This is a genomic window from Amycolatopsis bullii (genome assembly GCF_014654205.1).
In the GTDB taxonomy this organism is placed as follows: domain Bacteria; phylum Actinomycetota; class Actinomycetes; order Mycobacteriales; family Pseudonocardiaceae; genus Amycolatopsis; species Amycolatopsis plumensis.
Window position 1 is genome coordinate 38,663 of record NZ_BNAW01000017.1, and the last position, 22,082, is coordinate 60,744.

Here is a 22,082-nt window from a genome sequence, read left to right on the forward strand (position 1 = left end):
CACCCAGGTTAGTGCTTCACCTTGCGGATCTCGATGATGACACCGCGCAGCGTTCCAGGAAACGGCGCAGAATGCCAGTCACCTGCGGTATCACTCGCCTGGACCAGCGAAATTCCGAATTATTCGGCCAACCGGCGGAGCCCGGTCTCGGGCATAGTGACGCCGTGACCGATCGTTCCCCCTCCGCCGCCGCCGTCACCCGCCTGGCCGACCACGCGCACGGCTACGTCCAGCCGGACGGCTCCTGGTACATCAACAACTGCGGGCTGGTCGACGCCGGCGACCACACCGTGCTGATCGACACCTGCGCGACCGAGCGCCGCACGCGCGCCCTGCTCGCGGCGGTCGAGGGCGCCACCGGCCGCCCGGTGACCACGCTGGTCAACACCCACCACCACGGTGACCACACCAACGGCAACTACCTGGTCGAGGGCGCGACGGTCGTCGGCCACCGCAAGACCCGCGAGCTGATCGCCGCCGAGGGCATCCAGACCTACGAGGGTGTCTTCGTCGGCAACGACTGGGGCGAGCTGCGGCCGCGGCCGCCCGAGATCGTCTTCGACGACCGGCTCACGCTGTACGCCGGCGAGGTCGAGATCCGGCTGATCCACCCCGGCCACGCGGCCCACACGACCAACGACGTCCTGGTCTGGCTGCCCCAGCAACGCGTGCTCTACGCCGGTGACCTGGTGTTCCACGGCGGGAGCCCGTTCGCGCTGATGGGCTCGGTCGCGGGCTGGCGCAAGGCGCTGGACGTCATTCGGGAGCTCGAGCCGGAAGTGATCTTGCCCGGTCACGGCGGCCCGTGCGGGCTCGACATCGTGGACAAAGTGGACGAATACCTCGCCTTCGTCCAGCAGACCGCCGAGCGCGGGAAGGCCGCCGGGCTGTCCCCGCTGGAGGTGGCGAAGGAGACCGACTTGGGTGACTTCGCGTCACTCAGCGAGCAGGAGCGCCTGCCGGGGAACCTGCACCGGGCGTACGCCGAGCTCGACGGGGCCGAGTGGGGCGCGCAGATCGACCTCGTCGCGGCGATCACCGACATGCTCGCCTACAACAAGGGCCCCATCCGCTGCTTCTCCTGAACTAGGTGAGCTGCTCCTCCGTGCCCTCCCTTGAGGCCTCGATCGGACTAGGGTCTGAATCGAGAGAGTTCTTCGGAAGGATTCGGATGAGCAAGAAGGCGAGCATCGGGGTCACCGGCCTGGCGGTCATGGGCCGCAACCTGGCCCGCAACCTGGCCCGGCACGGGCACACGGTGGCCCTGCACAACCGGTCCGAGGAGCGGACCCGCGCGCTGGTGGAGCAGTTCGGCGACGAGGGCGACTTCATCCCGGCGTACTCCGCGCAGGAGTTCGTCGACGCGCTGGAGCGGCCCCGGCAGGTCGTGATCATGGTCAAGGCGGGCGGGCCGACGGACGCCGTCATCGAGGAGTTCGCGCCGCTGCTCGAAGAGGGCGACGTCATCATCGACGCCGGCAACGCGCACTTCGCCGACACGCGCCGCCGTGAGAAGGCGCTGCGCGAGCGGGGCCTGCACTTCGTCGGCAGCGGCGTCTCGGGCGGCGAAGAAGGCGCGCTGCACGGGCCGAGCATCATGCCCGGCGGTTCGAAGGAGTCGTACGAGTCGCTCGGCCCGCTGTTCGAGGACATCTCGGCGAAGGTCGACGGCGAGCCGTGCTGCACGCACATCGGCGCGGACGGCGCCGGCCACTTCGTCAAGATGGTGCACAACGGCATCGAGTACGCCGACATGCAGCTGATCGCGGAGTCGTTCGACCTGCTCCGGCACGCGGGTGGCTACGCACCGGCCGAGATCGCCGACGTGTTCCGCACCTGGAACACCGGGCGGCTCGACTCCTACCTGATCGAGATCACCGCCGAGGTGCTCGCGCACGTCGACCAGTCCTCCGGCAAGCCGTTCGTCGACGTCGTCGAGGACGCCGCCGAGCAGAAGGGCACCGGCCGCTGGACCGTCCAGATCGGTCTCGACCTGGGTGTGCCGATCTCGGGCATCGCCGAAGCCGTCTTCGCGCGTTCGCTGTCCGGCTCGAAGTCGCTGCGCGCGGCGGCCCGCGGCCTCGGCGGTCCTTCGGCGGCGCCGCTGTCGGGTTCGTCCCTGGAGCGCTTCGCCGACGACGTCGAGCAGGCGCTGTACGCGTCGAAGGTGGTCGCGTACGCGCAGGGCTTCAACCAGATCCAGGCGGGTGCCACCGAGTACGGCTGGGACATCGACCTCGGCAAGGTCGCCTCGATCTGGCGTGGCGGCTGCATCATCCGCGCGAAGTTCCTCAACGACATCACCGCGGCCTACGCCGACGAGCCGGAGCTGCCGACGCTGCTGACGTCGGGCGGCTTCCGCAAGGCCGTCGAGGACGCGCAGGACTCGTGGCGTTCGGTGATCTCGACGGCGGTCAAGCTCGGGATCCCGACGCCCGGCTTCTCGACGGCGCTGGCGTACTACGACGGCCTCCGCGCCGACCGCCTCCCGGCCGCCTTGGTGCAGGGCCAGCGGGACTTCTTCGGGGCCCACACCTACCGCCGGGTGGACCGCGAAGGGTCGTTCCACACGGCCTGGGCCGCCGACGGCCGCCCGGAGTCCGACGCCTGAGCCGGTGCTGCTCTGACCGGGAAGACCCCCTGGTCCCACCCGGTCAGAGCAGCGTCACCAGCAGCAGTGCGAGGAGCGCGGCGGCCAGCAGGAACCTCACTGGCCTCGCGCGGCGAGGATCTCCGCCAGCACCTCCAGGATCTTCGCCTCGGCCTTGTCCTTCTTGATTCCCAGGCCGTCGAGCACCTCGAAGCCGGTTCCCTCGCCCTGTTCGAGCAGCGCCAGGAGCAGGTGCTCGGTGCCGATGTAGTTGTGGCCGAGCCGCAGCCCTTCGCGCATGGTCAGCTCGAGGGTCTTCTTGGCCGTCCCGCTGAACGGCATGGGGTCCGGGACCGGAACGACGGCCTTGGGCAGCCGCGCCTCGGCGGCTTCGCGGACGGCGTCCAGCTGCACGCCCTGGGCCAGGATGGCCCCGGCCGCCAGCGCGGCGGGCTCGGTGAGCAGGCCCAGCACCAGGTGGACGGTGTCGATCGCCGGGCTGCCGTGCTCGACGGCGGCCTTCTGCGCCTCGACGACGACGTGCCGGGCCCGGTCGGTGTACCGGCCGTAGACGCGCTCGATCGTGCCGCTCGGGTCGCCGCCGGGATCGACCTTCGGCACAAACCGCTTCTGGGCCGCCTGCTTCGTGACGCCCATGCTGGCGCCGATCTCGGTCCAGGACGCGCCGGACCGGCGGGCCTGGTCGACGAAGTGGCCGATCAGGTGGTCGGCCACTTCGCCGAGGTGCTGGCCCACGTAGACCGCGTCGGTCAGCTGCGCGAGGGCGTCCGTTTCGTTGTTGCTCTTGATGGCGTTGATGAGGTCGTCGAGCTTGACGTTGAAGGGAAGGGTCATGCCGTCAACTGTAGGTTGACGCCCAGCCAGGCGTCAACCACGAGTTGACGATCTCAGGCGAACGGCAGTCCCACGTAGTTCTCGGCGAGGCTGGTCGCCGCCGCTCGCGACGACGTCGTGTAGCGCAATTGCGACAGCTGCAGCTGCCGCGCGAAGCCGTCCGCGTGCGGGTCGGTGTGCAGCATCGTCGTCATGAACCACGAGAAGTGCTCGGCCCGCCAAACCCGGCGCAGGCAGGTGTCCGAGTAAGCCGCGGCGAGGGATTCGTCGCCGCGCAGCAACGCTTCCAGGGCCCGCGCCAGCACCCGGACGTCGGCGATCGCGAGGTTCATGCCCTTCGCGCCGGTCGGCGGCACGATGTGTGCGGCGTCCCCGGCCAGGAACAGCCGCCCGTGCCGCAGGGGCTCGGCGACGAAGCTGCGCATCGGCGTGATGCCCTTGTCGAGGATCGGGCCTTCCCGGAGCGCGAAGTCGCCCTCCACCTCGAGCCGCGCGGTCAGCTCGGCCCAGATCCGGTCGTCGGACCAGTTCGCCAGGTTGTCGTGGGGATCGACCTGCAGATAGAGGCGGGTGATTTCCGGCGTCCGCATGCTGTGCAGCGCGAACCCGCGCTCGTGGTGGGTGTAGATCAGCTCGTGGTGCGACGGCGGCGTCCGCGCCAGGACACCGAGCCACGCGAACGGGTACTCGCGCTCGAACACCGTCAAGTTGTCCGAAATGGACGGGCGTGAGACGCCGTGGAAGCCGTCGCAGCCCGCCACGGCGTCACACTCGATGACCTGCGCGTTGCCTCCACTGTCCCGGTAAGCCACTCGCGGCCGATCAGTGTCCACATCGGACAACTGGACGTCCGAGATTTCGAACGAGATCGGGTACCCGCGGGCCTCGTGCGCGTCGATGAGGTCCTTGACGATCTCCTGCTGCCCGTAGACGGTGATCGCCTTGCCGGTCAGCTCGGTGAGGGCGATCCGGTGGTCGGCGCGGTCGAACCGCAGCGACAGCCCCTCGTGCGGCATGCCCTCGGCCGCCAGCCGCTCGCCGAGACCGAGCGACGTCAGCAGCTCGACGGTCGGCTGCTCGCAGACACCGGCCCGCACGCGCTGCCGGACGTACTCCCGGTCGCGGGCTTCCAGGACCACGCAGTCGATCCCGGCTTCGTGCAGGAGGAACGACAGCAGCAGCCCGGCCGGGCCGGCCCCGATGACCGCGACCTGCGTGCGCATCACGCCGCCCGCGACTTCAGGTGTGCCTTGAGGTCGAAGGCGCTGGCTTCGAGATCGGCGTACGCGGGCTTCGGCTCGGCGGTGAACAGGCGGCGCGCGGCGATGTGGTCGGCGGGCCGGTTCACCGACTCGACGGCGACGAGGACGTCGTCGCGGAAGGACAGCACGGAGAACTTGCCCTCGGCCGGATCACCCGCGACCACGGTCCGGTCCGCCCCCGAGAGGATGCCGGCGATCTGCAGCTTGGCGCCCGCCTGGTCGGTCCAGAACCACGGCAGGCTGGCGTACGGCTCGGCGGTGCCGGTGATCGCCGCGGCCACGCAGCGGGCCTGGTCGACGGCGTTCTGCACGGATTCCAGCCGGGTCTCGGCGCCGGCCTGCACGCACGGGAAGTTGGCGCAATCGCCGATCGCGAAGATCCGCTCGTCCGCCGTCCGCAGGTGCGCGTCGACGACGACGCCGTTGCGCACCGGCAGCCCGGCGGCCTCGGCCAGCGCGGTCTCGGGCACCACCCCGACGGCGACGACGACCAGGTCGGCGGGCAGCCGGGTGCCGTCGGAGAGCTCGACCTCGCGGACGCGCTCGTCGCCGTGCAGGGCCGCGACGCCCTGGCCGAGCAGCACGGTGTGCCCGGCGGCGCGGTGCAGCTCGGCGAAATAGGCGGAGATCTCCGGCGTCGCGACGCGGTTGAGCAGCCGGTCCTGCGCCTCGACGATCGTCACCGGGCGCCCGGCGTGGGAAGCGAACTCCAGCCCGATGAATCCCCCGCCGGCGACGACGACGTCTTCGGCCTGTTCGAGCGACGCTCGCAGCCGGTCGGCGTCGTCGCGGGTGCGCAGGGTCAGCACGCCCGGCAGGTTCGCGCCCGGTACGGGCAGCGTCCGGTTGCGGGCGCCGGTGGCCAGCACGAGGAAGTCGTAGTCCAGCTCGCGACCGTCTTCGAAGTTCGCTTTCCGCGCGGCCCGGTCGATGCTCCGGACGCGGGCTTCGACCAGCTCGATGTCCTTCTCGGCGAAGAAGTCCGCCCCGCGCAGGTGCAGCTGCTCGAGCCCGGCGGTCCCGGCCAGGTAGGCCTTGGACAGCGGCGGCCGCTGGTACGGCACGCCTGGCTCGTCCCCGACCAGCACGACCCGGCCGTCGAAGCCCCGGTCCCGCAGCGAAGCCACGGCCTGGAACCCGCTCTGACCGGCCCCGACGACGAGCACGGTGGTCATTCCTTCTCCTCACCCCATCCGGTAGGCCTCGATCTCATCCGACCACACCCGCCCTGGATCGTCGAGTCGCCGGCAGACCTGCTACTCGCGGCCGGCCGGCCGCGGCGCGCCGAGCACCCGCGAGATCCCCCGCGCGGCGGCCCGCACCGCCGGCACCAGCGTCCGCGGATCGGTCCCCTCGGCCGGGACGACCACGGAGATGGCGGCGACGACGTCGTCGGTGGCGTCGCGGACCGGCGCCGCCACGGACAGGGCGATGAGCTCGATCTGACCGTCGCTGATGGCGTAGCCGTCGCGGCGGACGTCGGCGAGGACCCGCCGCAGCTGCGCGGGCGAGCCGATCGTCTTGGGGGTGAACGTCTTGAGCGGGCCGGCCAGCACCTCCTCCTGGGTCTCGGCGGGGGCGTGCGCGAGGAGCACCTGCCCGACCCCGGTGGCGTGCGCGGGCAGCCGCCCGCCGACACGGGTCACGACGTTGACCGCACCCCGGCCGGAGATGCGCTCGACGAAGACGACCTCGGGCCCGTCGAGCACGGCGAGCTGCACGTTCTGGTGCGTGGCCTCGTAGAGGTCCTCCAGGAACGGCATCGCGCTCTCCCGCAGCTCCGCGCCGTGCGGGGCGAGCGACGCGACTTCCCACAGCCACAGGCCGACGCGGTAGCCGCCGGCTTCGTCGCGCACGAGGGCCCCGCGCCGGGTGAGCTCGCCGGCGAGCCGGTGCGTGGTCGACAACGGCAGCCCGGCGCGGCGACTGAGCTCGGACAGCGTGAGCCGCGGCCGCTCGGCGGTGAAGGCACCCAAGAGATCGAGCACCCGATCCACCACCGACGGCGGCCGCTGCGCGCTGTGTCGCATGGGGGTCAGTTTTCGCACCCGGCGGAAAACCCGCAACCCGCGGCTGAGCCGCGCGAAGGCCGCACGCGGGTGGGTGGCGCGCCTCGCCCGCCGCCCCGGACCGACCCCGGGGCGGCCCCCACCTCAGAGGTCGTCGTCGGGCAGGAGCGGGCGCATGAACGTGCGCCGGTACCGCACCACGCACCCGCTCTCGTCCCGGATCTTGTCCGCCTCGATGAAGTCCGGGTCGACGCCGAACAGCGTCCGGTAGCGCTCGTACGCCGCCAGGCTCTCGAAGCTGAACAACGCCCGGGCTTCGTCGCTCGCCCCCTCCGACGGCAGGAAGTAGCCGTGGTGGATGCCGCCTTCGCGCTGCACCAGGCGCATCCACGCCGCGGCGAAGCGCTCGAAGTCGGGCAGCTTCGCGGGGTCGATGACGTAGTCGACGACGCAGGTGATCACCGGCCGCCCCAGACGCGATCGGCCGTCGAGACGATCAGCTCCAGCTTGCGCAGCTGGTCGTCCGCGGTGAGGTCGTTGCCCTCCTCCGTCGAGGAGAACCCGCACTGCGGGGACAGGCACAGCCGGTCGATGTCGACGTACCGGGACGCCTCCTCGATCCGCCGCACCAGGACGTCCGGGTCCTCCAGCTCCGGCCGCTTGGTCGTGACCAGGCCGAGCACCACCTTCTTGTCCTTCGGCACGAACCGCAGCGGCTCGAAGCCGCCGGAGCGTTCGTCGTCGTACTCGAGGAAGAACCCGTCGACGGCGAGTTCGCCGAAGAGCGCCTCGGCGACGAACTCGTAGCTGCCTTCCGCCGCCCACGACGACCGGAAGTTGCCGCGGCACAGGTGGGTCGTCACCGTGAGGCCCTCGGGCCGCCCTGCCAAAGCCGCGTTCATCGTCGCGATGTTGCGCAGGTGCTGCCTGTCCGGATCACCGCCCATCCGCGCGACGAGCTCCCGCTGCGCCGGGTCGTTGAGGTAGGCGAGGCTCGTGTCGTCGAGCTGCAGGTACCGGCAGCCGAGGTCGGCCATCGCCGCGACCTGCGCGGAGTAGGCCGCGCTGAGGTCGGCGAAGAACTCCTCGAGGTCCGGGTAGACGGACTCGCTGACCGCGGCCCGGCCGCCGCGGTAGTAGACCATGCTCGGCGACGGGATGGTCAGCTTCGGCGTCACGCCGGGGTCCACATGGGACTGCAGGAACCGGAAGTGGTCGGCGAAGATCGGTTCGTCGAGCCGCACCTTGCCGTCGACCTGCAGCCCGGGCGGGCTGAACTCGAGGTCGCCCGCCAGGTTGTGGAACTTGACGTGCAGCCGCTGGTCGCTCTTCGAGATGCCGCCGAGCGCGTAGATGAAGTCCATGTGCCAGGACGCGCGCCGGAACTCGCCGTCGGTCGCCGAGCTCAGCCCGGCCGCCCGTTGCATCTTGATGACGTCGCGGATCGCGTCGTCCTCGACCGCGCGGAGCTGCTCCGCGCCGATCTCACCGCTTTCGTGCCGCCGTCGCGCGTCACGCAGTACCGGGGGCCGGAGCAGGCTCCCCACGTGATCGGCGCGAAACGGCGGGCCCACCTGGGAAATGCCACCCGAAGTCATGCACCGATGGTCACACATTCCCGGCCGTTGCGCCGCCCCCCGAAACATGATCATCACGCCCGGGACTTGCCACCGTCACCGGCACCGCGTTGGCTGTGACATCGACCAAGCTGTTGCCTCAGGGGGCGCTCATGACGGAATCCGCGGTCCACCCGGTCGACCGGGGCCTGCCCGCCGGGCGGCTCGCCCTGCTCGGCCTCCAGCACATGTCGATCATGTACGCCGGTTCGGTGGCGGTGCCGCTGATCGTCGGCAGCGCGCTGAAGCTCGACCCGGCGACGATCGGGCTGCTGGTCAACGCGGATCTGCTGGTCGCGGGCATCGCGACGGTCATACAGGCCGTCGGCATCGGGAAGCTGCTCGGCATCCGGCTGCCGGTGGTGGCGGGCGCGACGTTCACCGTCGTCAACCCGATGATCCTCATCGCGTCCCAGTACGGCCTGCCCGCGGTCTACGGCGCGATGCTCGCCTCCGGCGTGTTCGGGCTGCTCATCGCGCGGCCGTTCGCGAAGCTGATCCGGTTCTTCCCGCCGCTGGTCACCGGGACGCTGCTGCTGGTCATCGGCGTCTCGCTGCTCGGCCCGGGCGCGGCGATGATCGGCGGCCACGACAGCACGGCACCGGACTACGCGGCGCCGTCGCACCTCGGGCTGGCCTTCGGCGTGCTCGCGCTGCTCGTGCTGTTCACGCGGGTGCTGCGCGGGTTCGCCAACCAGATCGGGCCGCTGCTCGCGCTGGCGATCGGCCTGGTCGTGGCGATCCCGATGGGGCTGGTGCACTGGGACGGCCTGCGTGCGGCCGGCTGGTTCGGGCTGGCCTCGCCGTTCCACTTCGGCGCGCCGACGTTCCCGATCGCGGCGATCCTGTCGATGTGCGTGGTCATGCTGGTGACGTTCACCGAGTCGACCGCCGACATGATCGCCGTCGGCGAAATCACCGGGCGGCCGCCGACCGACGCCGACCTCGCGCGCGGCCTGGCCACCGACGGCGTCTCGGCCGTCCTCGGCGGGGTGATGAACTCGTTCCCCGACACAGCGTTCGCGCAGAACGTCGGCCTGGTGCGGATGACCGGCGTGCGCAGCCGCTGGGTCGTCGCGGTGACCGGCGGGATCCTGGTCTCGATGGGCCTGGTGCCGAAGATCGGCGCGTTCATCGCGGCCATCCCGGAACCGGTGATCGGCGGGGTCGCGGTCGTGATGTTCGCGATGGTCGCAGCGGTCGGTGCCCAGAACCTGCGGACGGTCGAGTTCTCCGGCAACCACAACACCTTCATCGTCGCGGTCGCCCTCGGCGTCGGCCTGCTGCCGGCGTTCGCCCCGGACATCTTCAAGCACTTCCCGGCCTGGCTCCAGACGATCTGCGGCAGCTCGATCACGGTGGCGGCGGTGCTGGCGTTCGCGCTGAACCTGCTGTTCAACCACCTCGGCCGGCGTTCGGAACCGGACCTGATCGAAACGCCTTGAGCAGCCGGTCGACGAGCACGGCCGCGGTCCCCGGCCGGACCTCGCGTTTCCCTCCATCATATGTTAGGAAAGTTTCCTAACTATTTCGACGGGAGGCGCGATGCGGTCCGGGGTACTCGTGGCGGCAGTGGTCCTGTTCGGCAGTGGAGTGACCGCCTCGGCGGCCGAGCCGGCGGCGAGCCACGCACGCAACATCATCTACATCCAGGGCGACGGCATGGGCCTCGGCCAGCGCGAGCTGGTCCGCTTGGCCACCCTCGGGCGGCACGGCGACCTCGCCATGAACCGGCTGCCGGTCACCGGGCTCGTGCACACCGATCCCGATGACCCCGAGGAGGTCGTCACCGACTCCGCCGCCGCGGCCACGGCGCTGGCGACCGGGCACAAGACCCGCAACGGCGCGGTCGGCGTCGATCCCGCCGGGCGACCCCTGCCAACCGTGCTGGAGCAGGCGAAACGCGCGGGCAAGTCGACCGGCCTGGTCACCACGGCCCAGGTCACCGGGGCGTCCCCGGCCGCGTTCGCCGCCCACGTCCCGAGCCGCGACCTCCAGAGCGACATCGCCCGCCAGTACGTCGCCGACAGCCGTCCGGACGTCCTGCTCGGCGGCGGCGAGGACTGGTGGTTCCCGAAGGGCGAGCCCGGCGCGTGGCCCGACAAGCCCGGCGAGGAAAGCCGGAGCCCGTACGGCAACCTCGTGACGCAGGCCCGGCGCAGCGGCTACACCTACGTCCGCAACGCCCAGGAGCTGCAGCGGACGCGGTCGGCGCGGATCCTCGGCCTGTTCGCCAACGAGGACATGATCGACTACGGGCCGGACGGCGTCGGGAAGTACGCGCCCAGCGTCCCCCTGGCCCAGATGGCGAAGAAGGCCCTCGACACGCTGTCGGCCAACCCGCGCGGGTTCTTCCTCTTCCTCGAAGAAGAGGGCATCGACGGCTTATCCCACGAGAACAACGCGCACGCGGTGATCGACGCGGGCCGCGCGCTCGAGGCCGCGATCACCGAGGTGCTGCGCTTCACCCGCGCGCACCCGGACACCCTGGTGATCATCGGCGGCGACCACGAAACCGGCGGGCTGAGCATCGAGAACGCCGACGGGCCGAACGAGGGTGACGAGGACGGGCCGTTCCCGGTTCCGGGCTCGAACCTGCGGTTCAAGGTGGACTGGACGACCGGCGACCACACCGGCGCCGCCACGCCGGTCACCGCGAGCGGGCCCGGGTCCGGGGCGCTCGGCCACACCCTGGACAACACCGAGGTCTACCGCGCGATGGTCCAGGCAGCACGTCTTGAAGCCAACTGAATCGCGGAGCAGCCGACCCGATCACCAGCAGATGATCCCCAGGAGGCACGAGGGCTGGGTCCGCGGCGTGGGGGTCGGGGTCGGCACGTGACCGCCGGACGGCGGCGGCGGGTTCCCCGGCGGTGTGGTGGTCGCGCCGCCCGTGGTCGCGGGAGCCGAGCCGGTCGCCGTGGCCGTCGGGGTCGCGGTTCCGGTGGCGACGCTGTCGGTGGTGGCCGGGTCGCGGCCCGGCACCTCGGTGACGGTGCCGCGGTGCTCGTTCGACGCCGTGACGACGTCGCCGCCGGTGCCGCCGCCGATCCCGCCGTCCGGCGGCGAGTCGGTCGCCTGATCGGCGCCGCCCAGCCCGGTGGTGCGCTGCGGGAACGGGATCACCTGGATCTGGTCGACCGGGGAAGCGTCCTGGCGGTCCTTGCCGCCGAAGGCGACCAGGGCGGCCGCGGCGCCGCAGCCCACGATGACGGCGAGCATCACCGCGACCACCCGCCAGCGCGACGGCCCCGGTTCCGCACGGTCGCCCCAGCCCTCGCGCACGAGCAGCTCGGCGACCGATACCTCGTCGTTCACCCGACAGACCTTCCCGAGAGGCCTTTCGGCCGACATCGTGGCCGTATTCTTACCGTAAAAAGACCCCGAACGGGTGAAGTAGCGGCAAAAATTCGTCACGTGATGCAAGATCTGACGGTGAGTGACATCCACAGCGTTTTCTAAGCTGCCGCTCGTGATACTCCCAGCATGACCACCGAAGCTCGGTCCATGCTGCTGCGAGCCGACCGGCCGATCCCCTCGATCGCCGTCGCGCGCCGCCGCGGCCCGTGGGCCGTACTCCGGTACGTCCCCAGCCCGAAGACGACGCCGTTCACCTTCGGTTACCTGGTCGTCCTGCTGGGCACCACCCTGCTGCTCAGGTTCGCCGACCCGGCGCTGACCGACCGGCTGCTCCTGCTGTCCAGCACCGACGCCCACAACCTGTGGCGGCGGCCGCTGACCTCCCTGCTGACCAGCGCGATCTGGTTGCCCGGCGAGAGCTGGCTGCCCTACGCGGTGATCTTCGCGATCGCCGTCGCGCCGCTGGAACGCCGGTTCGGCGCCCGCCACACGGCGCTGGTGTTCTTCTCCGGCCACATCGTGGCCACGCTCGTCACCGAACTGCCGGTGATGGCCTTGATCAGCGCGCGCGTGCTGCCGAGTTCGGCCGGGCACTGGCTCGACATAGGGGTCAGCTACGGCTTCTTCACCACCGCCGGCGCGCTGGTGTTCCTCCTGCCCCGCCGCGTACGCCTGGCGGCGCTGGCCGCGATGGAGGCGTTCATCGCGGTGATCTGGCTGAGCGACGACCCGGTCAGCCTCGACTCGATCGTCACGCTGCTCGGCCACGCGTTCGCCGCGCACTTCGGGCTGCTGGTGTGCGGGCCGTGGCTGCGGACGCGCATCCGCAGGCCGGGCCCGGATTCCGCCGGGTAGGCACGAGCCGGAGTCGGTGGTGTAATCGACGAGCCACACGCCGACTTCACGGGGGACGGACGCACATGGAGGCCGACTCGCTCGCCGAACTGGTCGAGCTGAGTCCGGACGCGATCTGCGTGCACGAGCACGGCGTGCTCACCTACGCCAACCGCGCGGCCCTCGAAACGCTCGCCGCGCGCTCCGCCGACGAGGTGGTCGGCCGCCGCTTCACCGACTTCGTCGCCGAGGACGCGCAGGCCGCGGTGATCGAAAAGCTCGCCCGGCTGACGAAGCCGGGGCAGGCGAGCGAGCCCGTCGAAGCGCTGATGTCCCGGGTGGACGGCAGCAAGTTCGCCGTCGAGACGGTGTTCGTGCGGCTCGGTGCGGCCAAGTACCAGGTCGTCATGCGCGACATCACGGCGAAGAAGGCGGCCGCCGACGCCCTCCGCTACCAGGCCGCGCTGGTGTCGCACGTCAGCGACGCCTTGATCGCGACCACCGGCGAAGGCGTCGTGACCAGCTGGAACCCGGCCGCCGAGGCGGTGTACGGCTGGACCGCGGCCGAAGCCGTCGGGCGGCGGGCGAGCGAGCTCGTCGGCGCGCCGCTCGACCTGCCGGCCATCCGGCGCGGCGGCGGCGTCGCGGAAGCGGTGCACCGGCGGCGGGACGGCGCTCCCCTGGCGATCCGCGTCTCGGCCGCCGAGATGAACGACGGGTACGTGCTCGTCTGCGCCGACGAAACCGCGCGGCGGCGGGCCGAGCAGAACTACCGCACGGTGGTCGCGTCCCTCGACGAAGGCGTGCTCGTGATGGGCGCCGGCGGACTGATCGAAGCGGCGAACCCGGCGGCCTGCCGGATCCTCGGCGTCGCCGAAGCCGACCTGATCGGCGTCCCGTGCCACACGCTGACGCTGTTCACCGAGTCCGGGCAGTGGATCCCGCCGGACGAGATGCCGTCGGTGCAGACCCGGCGCACCGGCGTCACGCACAACGGCCTGGTCGTCCGCCTGCGCCGGCCGGACGGCCGGGACGTCTGGGTGTCGCTGACCTCGCGGCTGCTCGACCCGGACGACCCGGCGGCGATGGCCGTGGTCACGTCGTTCACCGACATCACCGAGACCCGCGCGATCAGCGCGCAGCTCGCGCACGACGCCACGCACGACCCGCTGACCCGGCTGGCGAACCGGACCCTGGTGCTCGGCAGGCTCGACGTCCGCTCGCGGGGCGCGGTCACCGTGCTGTTCCTCGACCTGGACAAGTTCAAGGTCATCAACGACTCGCTCGGGCACTCGGTCGGCGACCAGGTGCTGCGGATCGTCGGCGAACGCCTGCGCCGCAGCTCGGGCCGCGACGACCTGGTCGGCCGGCTCGGCGGCGACGAGTTCGTCGTCGTCACCGCCGAGGTCACCGACGCAGGCGAGGTCCGCGCGCTGGCCGAGCACCTGCGGGCCGCGCTGGCCGAACCGATCGGCGTCCTCGGCAGGCAGCTGCACCTCGACGCGAGCATCGGCGTCGTGCTCGTCGGCCGCGACGACCGCCGCAGCGCCGAAGACCTGCTGCGCGACGCGGATGTCGCGATGTACCAGGCGAAAGCGCTCGGCCGCGGCCGGCACCACTTCTTCGACGTCAGCCTGCGCGAGCGGATGCAGCGGCGGCTGCGGATGGAGCAGGACCTGCGCGACGCGGTCCACGACGGGCAGCTCTGGCCCGCCTACCAGCCGGTCGTCGACCTGCGGAGCGGCGAGATGGTCGCGGTGGAGGCGCTGCTGCGGTGGACGCACCCCCGGCACGGCCCGATCTCGCCGTCGGAGTTCATCCCGCTCGCCGAGGAGAGCGACCTGATCAACGTGATCGGCAAGGAGATGCTGCGCGCGACGACCCGCGAGCTCGCCACGCGGCGGGTGCGCCAAGGTCTGGACCTCACGTTGAAGGTCAACCTCTCCACCCGCCAGCTCGACGACCCGCACCTGGTGCCCGCGGTCCAGGACGCGCTGGCGGCCACCGGGCTGCCGGCCGGGGCGCTCTGCCTGGAGGTCACCGAAAGCGCGTTGATGCGCGACCAGGAAGCGGCCGCGGAAGTGCTGGCGTCCCTGCGGTCCTTGGGTGTGCTGCTGGCCATCGACGACTTCGGCACCGGCTATTCGTCGCTCGCGCAGCTGCGCCGGCTGACGCTGGACACGCTCAAGATCGACCGGTCGTTCATCACCGGGATCGCCGAGTCACGGGACGCGGAGGCGATCGTCACGAGCATCATCGCGATGGCCCACGCGGTGGACCTGACGGTGATCGCCGAGGGCGTCGAGTGCGCGGAGCAGCTGGAACTGCTCCGCGCGCTCGGCTGCGACCAGGCGCAGGGCTACCACCTCGGCCGCCCGGTACCGGCGGCCGAGCTGTTCGGTCAGTAGACCTGCTTCAGCCGCTCCAGTTCGTCGCCGGTCAGCTCGATGCCGAGGTCCTTGAGGGTCGTGTCGAGCTCGTCGGGCGCGACGGTGGAGGTCTTGCTGCTGCCGTCGGGTTTCTCGACGGTGAGTTCCCGCCCGAGGAGCTTGCGGCTGACGCCCGGTTCGATCGTCATGATCACCAGCCGCCCGGTGAACGGCGACTTCGGGTGCGTCGACGTGTAGTGGTGGTAGACCTCGTAGTCGATGGGGTGCATCTCGTTGAGGCGGAATTCGAGGATGTCCTCCTCGCCCTTCTGCAGCGTCCACCAGCCGTTCCGGTGGGTGATCCGGTGCGGCCACCCGGCCTGGTCGACTTCGTGGCCGTCGACGAGCGGCATGGGGTCGAGGATCCCGGCCCCGAACCCGACGTCGGCGAGGAAGCTCTGCTCGTCGACGTCGACGACGAGCGTCATGTGCGTGTAGGGCCCCGGCCGCCGCGGCTGCACGCGCGCGGACAGCCGGTGCACGGTGTAGCCGAGTTGCTCGAGGACGGCGGCGAAGAGGCCACTCTGCTCGTAGCAGTAGCCGCCCCGCCGCCGTCCGACCAGCTTCGCGCTGACGACGTCGAGCGAAATCCCTTGGTGCTGCCCGAGAACGACGTCGATGTTCTCGAACGGGATGGTGTTGACGTGGGCACGCATGAGCGCCTTGAGCGCCGCCTCGGACGGCGCCCGCCGCGGCTGCCCGACGCGCGCGAGGTAGGCGTCGAGATCGACGGCGCCGATGCCCCATTCCCCTTCGGTGGTCATGGATCCATGGTGGACCCTCGACCTTGCTGGAGGTCAACCTTCATGGACGATCTTCCGCACCTCGACGGCGGTGTACTCGGCGTCGGGGATCTTCGCGGCCAGCTCGACGGCGCGCTCTTCGCTTTCGACGTCGACGACGTAGTAGCCGCAGAGGAAGGCCTCCGACTCGACGTAGCCGCCGGTTTTCGTGTGCGCCACCCCGTTCTCGACCCGGACGGTCTTGGTGTCGCCGGGTTCGGCGAGCGCCTTGGTCTCGACCATCTCGCCGGAGTCGGTGATGAGCCGGCTGAAGGCACCGTGACCTTCGTAGACGGCGTTCTTCTGGTCGTCGGTGAGGGTGGCCCAGAGGGTGGGGTTCATGTGGAGGGTCAGCAGGTAACGCATTTTCGGCTCCCGTGGGTGGGTGGCGCGCCCCTGGTGGGCGGCCGTTCGCCGAGGGGTCGGTGCTACCGCTGAAGTCCGGACACGGCATTCCGCGGTTCACTCGTTCGGCCTAGCGCGTCATCGTCGGCTGACGAGCACGTACCGTTCGTCTTCGATCGGGCCACCCCACAGGGCCGGGTCGTCGAGCCGGGTCACGGTCGCCTCTTCTCGCCGGGCCAGGACGAGGCGCTCGCACTCGGCCGCGGTGATTCCGGCCCCGGTGAACCACCGGCCTTCGACGAGCACCAGCCGGCCGCCGGGCTTCAGCAACCGCACCCAGGCCCCGAGCGCGGCGGCCGCGTCGGGCATGGCCCACAGCACATGCCGCGCCAGTACGACGTCGTAGGAATGAGGTGGACACGGCGGATCGGCGGCATCCCCCACCCGGAAGTCCACCTCGGCGGTCTTCCCGGCGGCGACAGCGAGCATCCGCGGCGAGAGATCAACGCCACACACGGCATGGCCGGCCTGCGCGAGCAATAAGGAGAGGCTTCCGGTCCCGCACCCGAGGTCCACGACGGCCGCGGGAGCCGGCGGCATCCGCGGCAGCAGCAGGTCCGACCACGCAGCCCGCACGGCGGGGTCCCGCAGGCCGTGGTCGGGCTGGTCGTCGAAAGTGGCGGCTTCGGCGTCCCAGATGTTCGTCACGGTGACATCGTGCCGGTCCGCACCGACAGTTCCGCGCGCCCGCGGACGCGGTATGAATGCCGCATGGCCTACGTCAGGTTCCAGAGCGCCGAGCCCACCGCCGAAGGGCGCCATCCCGGGTTCTTCGGGTTGATCAACACCTTCAGCAGGGCCGGTCGGCTCACGGCCGAGCAGGAAGAGTTCCGCCGGACCAACCACGCTTGGTACGAGTCCCACTACACCAACCCGACGACTGCCGACCCGACCGTCTACGACCACTCGGTCAACCCGGGGGCGACTGCGTGGTTCAAGGAGTCGGCCGAAGCGCTCGTCGCGCGCGCTGCCGGCTACCTGGAAATCCTCGACGCCCACGGCATCCGGTGCGACAAGCTGGTCTCGCACGAGGCGCCCGGAAGGATCGTCTACGAGGACGACGACCAGATCGTCGTCGTGCCGTTCAGCGCTTGACGGCCGGCCGCAGAAACAAGAAAGCCGCCTTGACCGGAGTCAAGACGGCTTCTTCGTGCGTGGCCAGGGCCGGGGTCGAACCGGCGACCTTCCGCTTTTCAGGCGGACGCTCGTACCAACTGAGCTACCTGGCCGGGAACGCCGGCTAGGAGCCGAACGATCTTGCGACCCTGACGGGACTCGAACCCGCGACCTTCGCCGTGACAGGGCGACGCGCTAACCAACTGCGCCACAGGGCCTTGCATTTACATCGGTACTGCGTACTCCCAACGGGATTCGAACCCGCGTTGCCGCCTTGAAAGGGCGGAGTCCTAGGCCGCTGAACGATGGGAGCCCGGCCGGTTTCGGGTGACCGACCGACCGCGCTCTCAGGTTCCCCTGGGAGCGATTACAAGCATAGGGCACGCCGCCACCGCTTTGCACAGGGGGTTCCTTAAGCCCCCGGCGGCGCTCAGACCTGCACAAACATCGCCAAGTCGGCCAGGCGTCGATCAAGCTCGGCGCGCTCCGGCTCGGTCAGCGCCGACGCCAGCAGTTCGCCGATCCGGTCGTCGGTCAGGGCTTCGGCGCGCTGCCAACGCTCTCGCAGGTCCGGCTTGCGCTCCGCCGACGCGATCAGCTCGTCGGCCGCGGCCTCCGGCCACGCCGTGCGCAGCAGGCGCGCGCGGCCGCCCTCCGGGTCCGCGACCACCGCCTCCGGGACCGACAGACCCAGCGCGCGCAGGGCCGCGAAGTGGAGGCCGCCGCGCAGCTCGCGGAAGACCATCAGCGCGAAGCCGAGGCGCTCGACGTCCCCCGCGGGACGCTCGGCGTTCTTCCACCCCGCGAACAGCGCCAGCCCGCTGGCGTCCGCGGCGTCGACGACCCGGAACAACAGCTCCGCCAAGCGGCCGGGCTCCGATACGGCCGAAAGGCTGACGCGCGACCACCGAGCCGATGACTCCGCGTAGGCGCGAACCGCGGCGGGCGCGTCGAGGACCGCCGTTGCCGGCGGCAAGACGAGGTCGAAGAGCCAGTGCGGGAAGATGCCGAACAACTCCGCGGCCACCTTCGGCGGGACGTCCCCGAGCACCGCCGACCGCCCCCGCACGTACAGCGAACGCGGCGGCAGCCCCACTTCGGCTTCCACCGCGGCCAGCTCCGGCGACGTCATGAACTTCCCGCCCAGTACCTGCACCACCGGCCTGATCCGGTTCGCCAGACTCGCCGCGCCTTCGATGGTCGTCATGCCGTTCCCCTTTCGACACCACAACCGTAACACTGTTACGAAACCTGCGTCAACCAACCCGGAACAGCCTGGCAATCACTGCCCGAAAAGGGCCACAACCTGCGGAAATATCACGGAACGGGCCCGGCGCGACCACGCCGGACCCACCCGCTCAACGCTGAACCGGCGCCTGCCCGTCCTCATCCAGGTTCAGACCCAGCATCTCCAGCAACTGAACACAGTCCTCGACCCCCAGGGCACCATTCGCCACCGCCAGCCGAGCCCGCCGAACCTGATCATCCGACACCCGCTGCGCATCCGCCGCCCCACTCCGCTGCGCCGGCAACGCCCCGGCAAACGGCGCACTCCCCCCATCGGCACCTTCGTACCGAAGGAGGAACTGCCGCACTTCAACAGACCCGCTCATAGCCCCTCCACACGGCTCACAACAACTTGGCCGCGAGGCTAACCAGCACCAGCCACCACACACAGCCCCCCGGAGAGTGAACCTGAGGCCACGCTCCGCTCAACGCAGCGCAATCGGCAACCCCGGAGAAGAACCCCACCCGAACGAACGTCACCCCCCAGCCAAAGTGACACCACACGGGGAAATTTCCCGCTCTCCACTCGCCCAACCACCCAACTCGTGCAACAATCGAAGAGCTGACACACCCCCGGTCAGCGCCTGTGGAGATCCCCTCCGACCCCCGCGTTCCTCCCCCTGGCGCGGGGGTCCTCCATTTCTTGGGCCGCTCCGGGCTTCGCCCTTCGCCTGGCCCAATCATTTCGGTGTGCTGACCCGGGGGGCCGAGCCCCCCGGACCCCCCACGGTGCCTCTGGCTCAGCTCCCAGCGTGGTCCCTTTTGCCTCGGGCGCTGCGCGCCTCGGCCAACCCGTGCCCATCCTCGGGCGGGCGCTGCGCGCCCTGCGAAGCTGTCCCCACCCTCGGGCGCTGCGCGCCCTGCCGGAGTGCTCCCCGGCCTCGGGCGCTGCGCGCCCTGGCCTCTGCGGGGGGAAGGGTGCGTGAGAGGCGGTGATCGACTCGGTGGGTTAGGTGGGGGTTGCTTTGAGTGGTTGGGGGTTGGGCTGAATGGGGGTTTGTTGGGCTGAATGGGGAGGGTGGGGGGCGTGTTGTAGCTCACAGTGGTTTGTGTGGCGAGATACAAACGTTATCGTGGCGGCGTGCCTCTTCCCTCCCTTGGCCGCTTGAGCAGCCGCACGAACCTGAAAGCCGCCGCGTCTTCCGGGCGTCATCGTGGTGCCGCGAAGCCCGTGGACGACGGTGTTGTCGAGGACACTGAACTCACGTCGTACCTGGCGGCGCTGGCGCCCGACAACGACCTCGAAAGCACCGGATCCGGCAAGCGGTTCGGTGAGGCGCAGGTCATCCAGCTGCGGATGAGCCTCGTGGCCAACCAGCAGCTCAAGGACATCGCCGCCGAGCGGCAGATCTCGCCGCAGGCGCTCGCTCAGGAGTGGATCCTCGAGCGGCTCAACTGGGAGGGGCAGGCCTCCTCCGCGCAGGACCAGCGGCAGCACGCCGTCGACGAGGTCGCCGGCCTCACCGACCTCACCGACGAGTTCCACTTCCCCGCCGACGCCTTCGACGCGCCGGCCGTCGCGCGGCGCTGAACCGCAGCGACCACACCGACCCACGAGAAAGGGCCCCCGGCGGAAGCCGGGGGCCCCTTCACTCAGGCCTTAAGACGCGCAAAAGGGCCTGCGAGGCTTGTGCAGCCTCAGTTTCAGATCGCGCGGACCTTCTGGGCCTGCGGACCCTTCTGGCCCTGGCCGACCTCGAACTCCACTCGCTGGTTCTCCTCGAGGGTGCGGAAACCGCGGCCCTCGATCTCCGAGTAGTGAACGAACACGTCGCCTTCGCCGCCGTCCTGCGCGATGAAGCCGAAGCCCTTCTCCGCGTTGAACCACTTCACAGTGCCTTGCGCCACCGCTGTACTCCTCGTTACACAGATCCGCTTCGAATGCCACCGAAGCGGCACCCCGACCGTCCCGGGCGGTTCCAACGAGTCGAGTCAAGAGCGTGTCGGCTCCATGGCTCGCGTCAGAAGTTCCGCGAGTGTGAAGCCACTAACACGCAAAACGACGGCCTGAGAGCAGACTACCGGGATCTGGCCAAAGTTGAACCCCGTGATCGAGGCGAAAACCGGCTCTGGGCACCAAGGTCACCGGAACGTCGTAGGGCTTCCACCCCGTTCCGTCGTACCCACCGGCTAGTCTGGCGCAGCACAGCGGCGCCGTGATCACCGGATACGGCTCGGAGTCGCCCGTGCCCCCTCCGTGAAAGCTCTCCGCGACTATTGTGACGTTCGTCACGCCGTGGTTGCTCAACGTATCCGGTTCACGGGACGTCTCGGAGAGGGGAAGCACTAAAGGGGCAAAGGGGATTGGGTGTGACGGTGAGGATCTCCACGCGGCGCCGGGGCGCTGCTGTGGCACTGGGACTGGTCGCCGCGCTGGCGCTGGGGGCGTGCAGCAGCGAACCGACGGTCTCGGCGAGCGGTTCGTCGGGCGGCGGCCCGACCAGCTCGCCCGCGCCCAGTGCGCAGCCCGCGAAGCTGACGGTGACACCGGCCGGCGGCGCACAGGACGTGGCGCCCGGCGAACCGGTCGGGGTGCAGGTCACCGACGGCACGATCATGTCGGTCACCCTGACCAACCCGGACGGCAAGCAGGTCCAGGGGCAGGCCTCGGCGGACAAGAAGAGCTGGACCACCACCGAGCAGCTCGGCTACGGCAAGACCTACACCTGGACCGGCCAGGTGCAGGGCGCCGACGGCAAGAACGTCTCGATCTCCGGCGCCTTCACCACGGTCAAGCCGAAGAAGCAGATGGCGGCCAGCCTGAACGTCGGTGACGGCCAGACGTACGGCATCGCGATGCCGATCGCGCTGACCTTCCCGAGCCGCGTCACGGACAAGGCTTCGGTCGAGAAGGCGCTGTCGGTCGAGACCACGCCGAAAACCGAGGGCTCCTGGGCCTGGATGCCCGGTGACGCCTCGGTGCACTGGCGGCCGAAGGAGTACTTCAAGCCCAACACGCAGGTGAAGGTCAACGCGAAGATCTACGGCGTCAAGATCGGCGACGGCGTGTACGGCAAGCAGGACGTGTCGGCCAGCTTCGCCATCGGGCGGTCGCAGATCGTCAAGGGCAACACCCAGCAGCACACGATGCAGGTGATCCGCGACGGCCAGCAGATCGCCGACTACCCGGTGAGCTACGGCCTCGACTCCGACCCGGGCCGCGTCACGCACAGCGGCGTGCACGTCGTCATGTCGAAGCACGCGACCTACTCGATGAGCAACCCCCGGTACAACTACACAGACGTCAACGTGCCGTGGGCGGTCCGGATCTCCAACAACGGCGAGTTCATCCACGGCTTGGCGGCGTCGGTCTGGGCCCAGGGCAAGAAGAACATCTCCCACGGCTGCCTGAACCTCTCCCCGGCGCGGGCCAAGGAGTACTTCGACGGCGCGCTGACGGGCGACCCGGTGGAGATCACCGGCAGCACGCAGACGCTGACCTCGAAGGACGGCGACTACAGCGACTGGACCTACGACTGGGCGAGCTGGCAGAAGCTGTCGGCGCTCGCCCACTGAACCACCGCGGAACACCGGGCG

General features: G+C 70.3%; 22 protein-coding genes and 3 tRNA genes. 9 read left to right on the forward strand and 16 right to left on the reverse strand.

The genetic code is table 11. The features are described 5' to 3' along the window. Positions 1 to 164: 164 nt before the first annotated feature. Together IE317_RS20380 and gndA are read left to right on the forward strand one after the other, a co-directional pair. The gene (locus IE317_RS20380) at positions 165 to 1,085 is read left to right on the forward strand and encodes an MBL fold metallo-hydrolase (RefSeq protein ID WP_191312380.1); all 921 of its coding nucleotides are present in this window, start codon (positions 165 to 167) and stop codon (positions 1,083 to 1,085) included. An 86-nt stretch (positions 1,086 to 1,171) separates the two neighbouring features. Then, the gene (gene gndA / locus IE317_RS20385) at positions 1,172 to 2,611 is read left to right on the forward strand and encodes an NADP-dependent phosphogluconate dehydrogenase (RefSeq protein WP_191312382.1); all 1,440 of its coding nucleotides are present in this window, start codon (positions 1,172 to 1,174) and stop codon (positions 2,609 to 2,611) included. A gap of 96 nt (positions 2,612 to 2,707) precedes the next feature. On the opposite strand, the gene IE317_RS20390 is transcribed toward gndA, so the two are convergent. The 6 genes from IE317_RS20390 to IE317_RS20415 form a co-directional block, all read right to left on the reverse strand. Further along, complete coding sequence (locus IE317_RS20390) at positions 2,708 to 3,445, reverse strand: Clp protease N-terminal domain-containing protein (protein WP_191312384.1); 738 nt, start codon at positions 3,443 to 3,445, stop codon at positions 2,708 to 2,710. A 53-nt stretch (positions 3,446 to 3,498) separates the two neighbouring features. Beyond that, positions 3,499 to 4,668, reverse strand: coding sequence for a 4-hydroxybenzoate 3-monooxygenase (locus IE317_RS20395; protein WP_373309081.1), 1,170 nt, complete (start codon positions 4,666 to 4,668; stop codon positions 3,499 to 3,501). Next, positions 4,668 to 5,882 (reverse strand): NAD(P)/FAD-dependent oxidoreductase, encoded by a 1,215-nt coding sequence (locus IE317_RS20400; RefSeq protein WP_191312388.1) that lies wholly within the window; start codon positions 5,880 to 5,882, stop codon positions 4,668 to 4,670. Before IE317_RS20400 ends, IE317_RS20395 begins: the two co-directional genes overlap by 1 nt. Positions 5,883 to 5,963: 81 nt before the next feature. Next, a complete protein-coding gene (locus IE317_RS20405) occupies positions 5,964 to 6,737 on the reverse strand; it encodes an IclR family transcriptional regulator (protein WP_191312390.1) in 774 nt (257 codons plus the stop codon). Positions 6,738 to 6,860: 123 nt separating this feature from the next. After that, positions 6,861 to 7,178, reverse strand: coding sequence for an NIPSNAP family protein (locus IE317_RS20410; RefSeq protein WP_191312392.1), 318 nt, complete (start codon positions 7,176 to 7,178; stop codon positions 6,861 to 6,863). After that, positions 7,175 to 8,314: a 5-methyltetrahydropteroyltriglutamate--homocysteine S-methyltransferase gene (locus tag IE317_RS20415; protein WP_229902809.1), complete on the reverse strand. Its 1,140-nt coding sequence runs from the start codon at positions 8,312 to 8,314 to the stop codon at positions 7,175 to 7,177. The genes IE317_RS20410 and IE317_RS20415 overlap by 4 nt, the downstream gene beginning before the upstream one ends. A gap of 131 nt (positions 8,315 to 8,445) precedes the next feature. Here IE317_RS20415 and IE317_RS20420 point away from each other — a divergent pair, with 131 nt between their 5' ends. Both IE317_RS20420 and IE317_RS20425 read left to right on the forward strand, forming a co-directional pair. Next, on the forward strand, positions 8,446 to 9,777 hold the full coding sequence (locus IE317_RS20420; RefSeq protein WP_191312394.1) for a nucleobase:cation symporter-2 family protein: 1,332 nt from the start codon (positions 8,446 to 8,448) through the stop codon (positions 9,775 to 9,777). 100 nt (positions 9,778 to 9,877) lie between these two features. Further along, the gene (locus IE317_RS20425) at positions 9,878 to 11,083 is read left to right on the forward strand and encodes an alkaline phosphatase (protein ID WP_191312397.1); all 1,206 of its coding nucleotides are present in this window, start codon (positions 9,878 to 9,880) and stop codon (positions 11,081 to 11,083) included. A 21-nt stretch (positions 11,084 to 11,104) separates the two neighbouring features. Here the strand turns inward: IE317_RS20425 and IE317_RS20430 are convergent, their stop codons facing one another. Beyond that, positions 11,105 to 11,650 (reverse strand): hypothetical protein, encoded by a 546-nt coding sequence (locus IE317_RS20430; protein WP_191312399.1) that lies wholly within the window; start codon positions 11,648 to 11,650, stop codon positions 11,105 to 11,107. 168 nt (positions 11,651 to 11,818) lie between these two features. Between IE317_RS20430 and IE317_RS20435 the strand changes: the two genes are divergently transcribed. Next, positions 11,819 to 12,547, forward strand: coding sequence for a rhomboid-like protein (locus tag IE317_RS20435; RefSeq protein ID WP_229902810.1), 729 nt, complete (start codon positions 11,819 to 11,821; stop codon positions 12,545 to 12,547). A gap of 65 nt (positions 12,548 to 12,612) precedes the next feature. After that, complete coding sequence (locus IE317_RS20440) at positions 12,613 to 14,934, forward strand: sensor domain-containing protein (RefSeq protein ID WP_191312401.1); 2,322 nt, start codon at positions 12,613 to 12,615, stop codon at positions 14,932 to 14,934. On the opposite strand, the gene IE317_RS20445 is transcribed toward IE317_RS20440, so the two are convergent. The 3 genes from IE317_RS20445 to IE317_RS20455 form a co-directional block, all read right to left on the reverse strand. Continuing rightward, positions 14,928 to 15,719 carry an arylamine N-acetyltransferase family protein gene (locus tag IE317_RS20445; protein WP_191312403.1) on the reverse strand — a complete coding sequence of 264 codons (792 nt, stop codon included), beginning with the start codon at positions 15,717 to 15,719 and terminating at the stop codon, positions 14,928 to 14,930. The genes IE317_RS20440 and IE317_RS20445 overlap by 7 nt on opposite strands. A 33-nt stretch (positions 15,720 to 15,752) precedes the next feature. After that, on the reverse strand, positions 15,753 to 16,103 hold the full coding sequence (locus tag IE317_RS20450; protein ID WP_191312406.1) for a YciI family protein: 351 nt from the start codon (positions 16,101 to 16,103) through the stop codon (positions 15,753 to 15,755). Positions 16,104 to 16,220: 117 nt separating this feature from the next. Next, positions 16,221 to 16,790: a class I SAM-dependent methyltransferase gene (locus tag IE317_RS20455; protein WP_229902811.1), complete on the reverse strand. Its 570-nt coding sequence runs from the start codon at positions 16,788 to 16,790 to the stop codon at positions 16,221 to 16,223. Positions 16,791 to 16,853: 63 nt separating this feature from the next. On the opposite strand from IE317_RS20455, the gene IE317_RS20460 reads away from it, so the two are divergent. Then, positions 16,854 to 17,237: a hypothetical protein gene (locus IE317_RS20460; protein WP_191312410.1), complete on the forward strand. Its 384-nt coding sequence runs from the start codon at positions 16,854 to 16,856 to the stop codon at positions 17,235 to 17,237. Positions 17,238 to 17,297: 60 nt separating this feature from the next. On the opposite strand, the gene IE317_RS20465 is transcribed toward IE317_RS20460, so the two are convergent. The 5 genes from IE317_RS20465 to IE317_RS20485 all read right to left on the reverse strand — a co-directional run bounded on the left by IE317_RS20465 (position 17,298) and on the right by IE317_RS20485 (position 18,871). Continuing rightward, a tRNA-Phe gene (locus tag IE317_RS20465) sits at positions 17,298 to 17,371 on the reverse strand. A 31-nt stretch (positions 17,372 to 17,402) separates the two neighbouring features. Beyond that, positions 17,403 to 17,476, reverse strand: a tRNA-Asp gene (locus tag IE317_RS20470). A 22-nt stretch (positions 17,477 to 17,498) separates the two neighbouring features. Further along, positions 17,499 to 17,571: transfer RNA gene (locus IE317_RS20475), tRNA-Glu, on the reverse strand. 117 nt (positions 17,572 to 17,688) lie between these two features. Further along, a complete protein-coding gene (locus IE317_RS20480) occupies positions 17,689 to 18,465 on the reverse strand; it encodes an SCO6745 family protein (protein ID WP_191312411.1) in 777 nt (258 codons plus the stop codon). A 151-nt stretch (positions 18,466 to 18,616) separates the two neighbouring features. Continuing rightward, positions 18,617 to 18,871: a hypothetical protein gene (locus IE317_RS20485; RefSeq protein ID WP_086838175.1), complete on the reverse strand. Its 255-nt coding sequence runs from the start codon at positions 18,869 to 18,871 to the stop codon at positions 18,617 to 18,619. A 755-nt stretch (positions 18,872 to 19,626) separates the two neighbouring features. On the opposite strand from IE317_RS20485, the gene IE317_RS20490 reads away from it, so the two are divergent. Further along, positions 19,627 to 20,076, forward strand: coding sequence for a hypothetical protein (locus tag IE317_RS20490; RefSeq protein WP_191312414.1), 450 nt, complete (start codon positions 19,627 to 19,629; stop codon positions 20,074 to 20,076). 113 nt (positions 20,077 to 20,189) lie between these two features. Here the strand turns inward: IE317_RS20490 and IE317_RS20495 are convergent, their stop codons facing one another. Beyond that, a complete protein-coding gene (locus tag IE317_RS20495) occupies positions 20,190 to 20,393 on the reverse strand; it encodes a cold-shock protein (RefSeq protein ID WP_003097368.1) in 204 nt (67 codons plus the stop codon). Between the two features lie 468 nt (positions 20,394 to 20,861). Between IE317_RS20495 and IE317_RS20500 the strand changes: the two genes are divergently transcribed. Beyond that, the gene (locus IE317_RS20500; protein ID WP_191312416.1) at positions 20,862 to 22,061 is read left to right on the forward strand and encodes a L,D-transpeptidase; all 1,200 of its coding nucleotides are present in this window, start codon (positions 20,862 to 20,864) and stop codon (positions 22,059 to 22,061) included. The last annotated feature ends 21 nt before the right edge of the window (positions 22,062 to 22,082 follow it).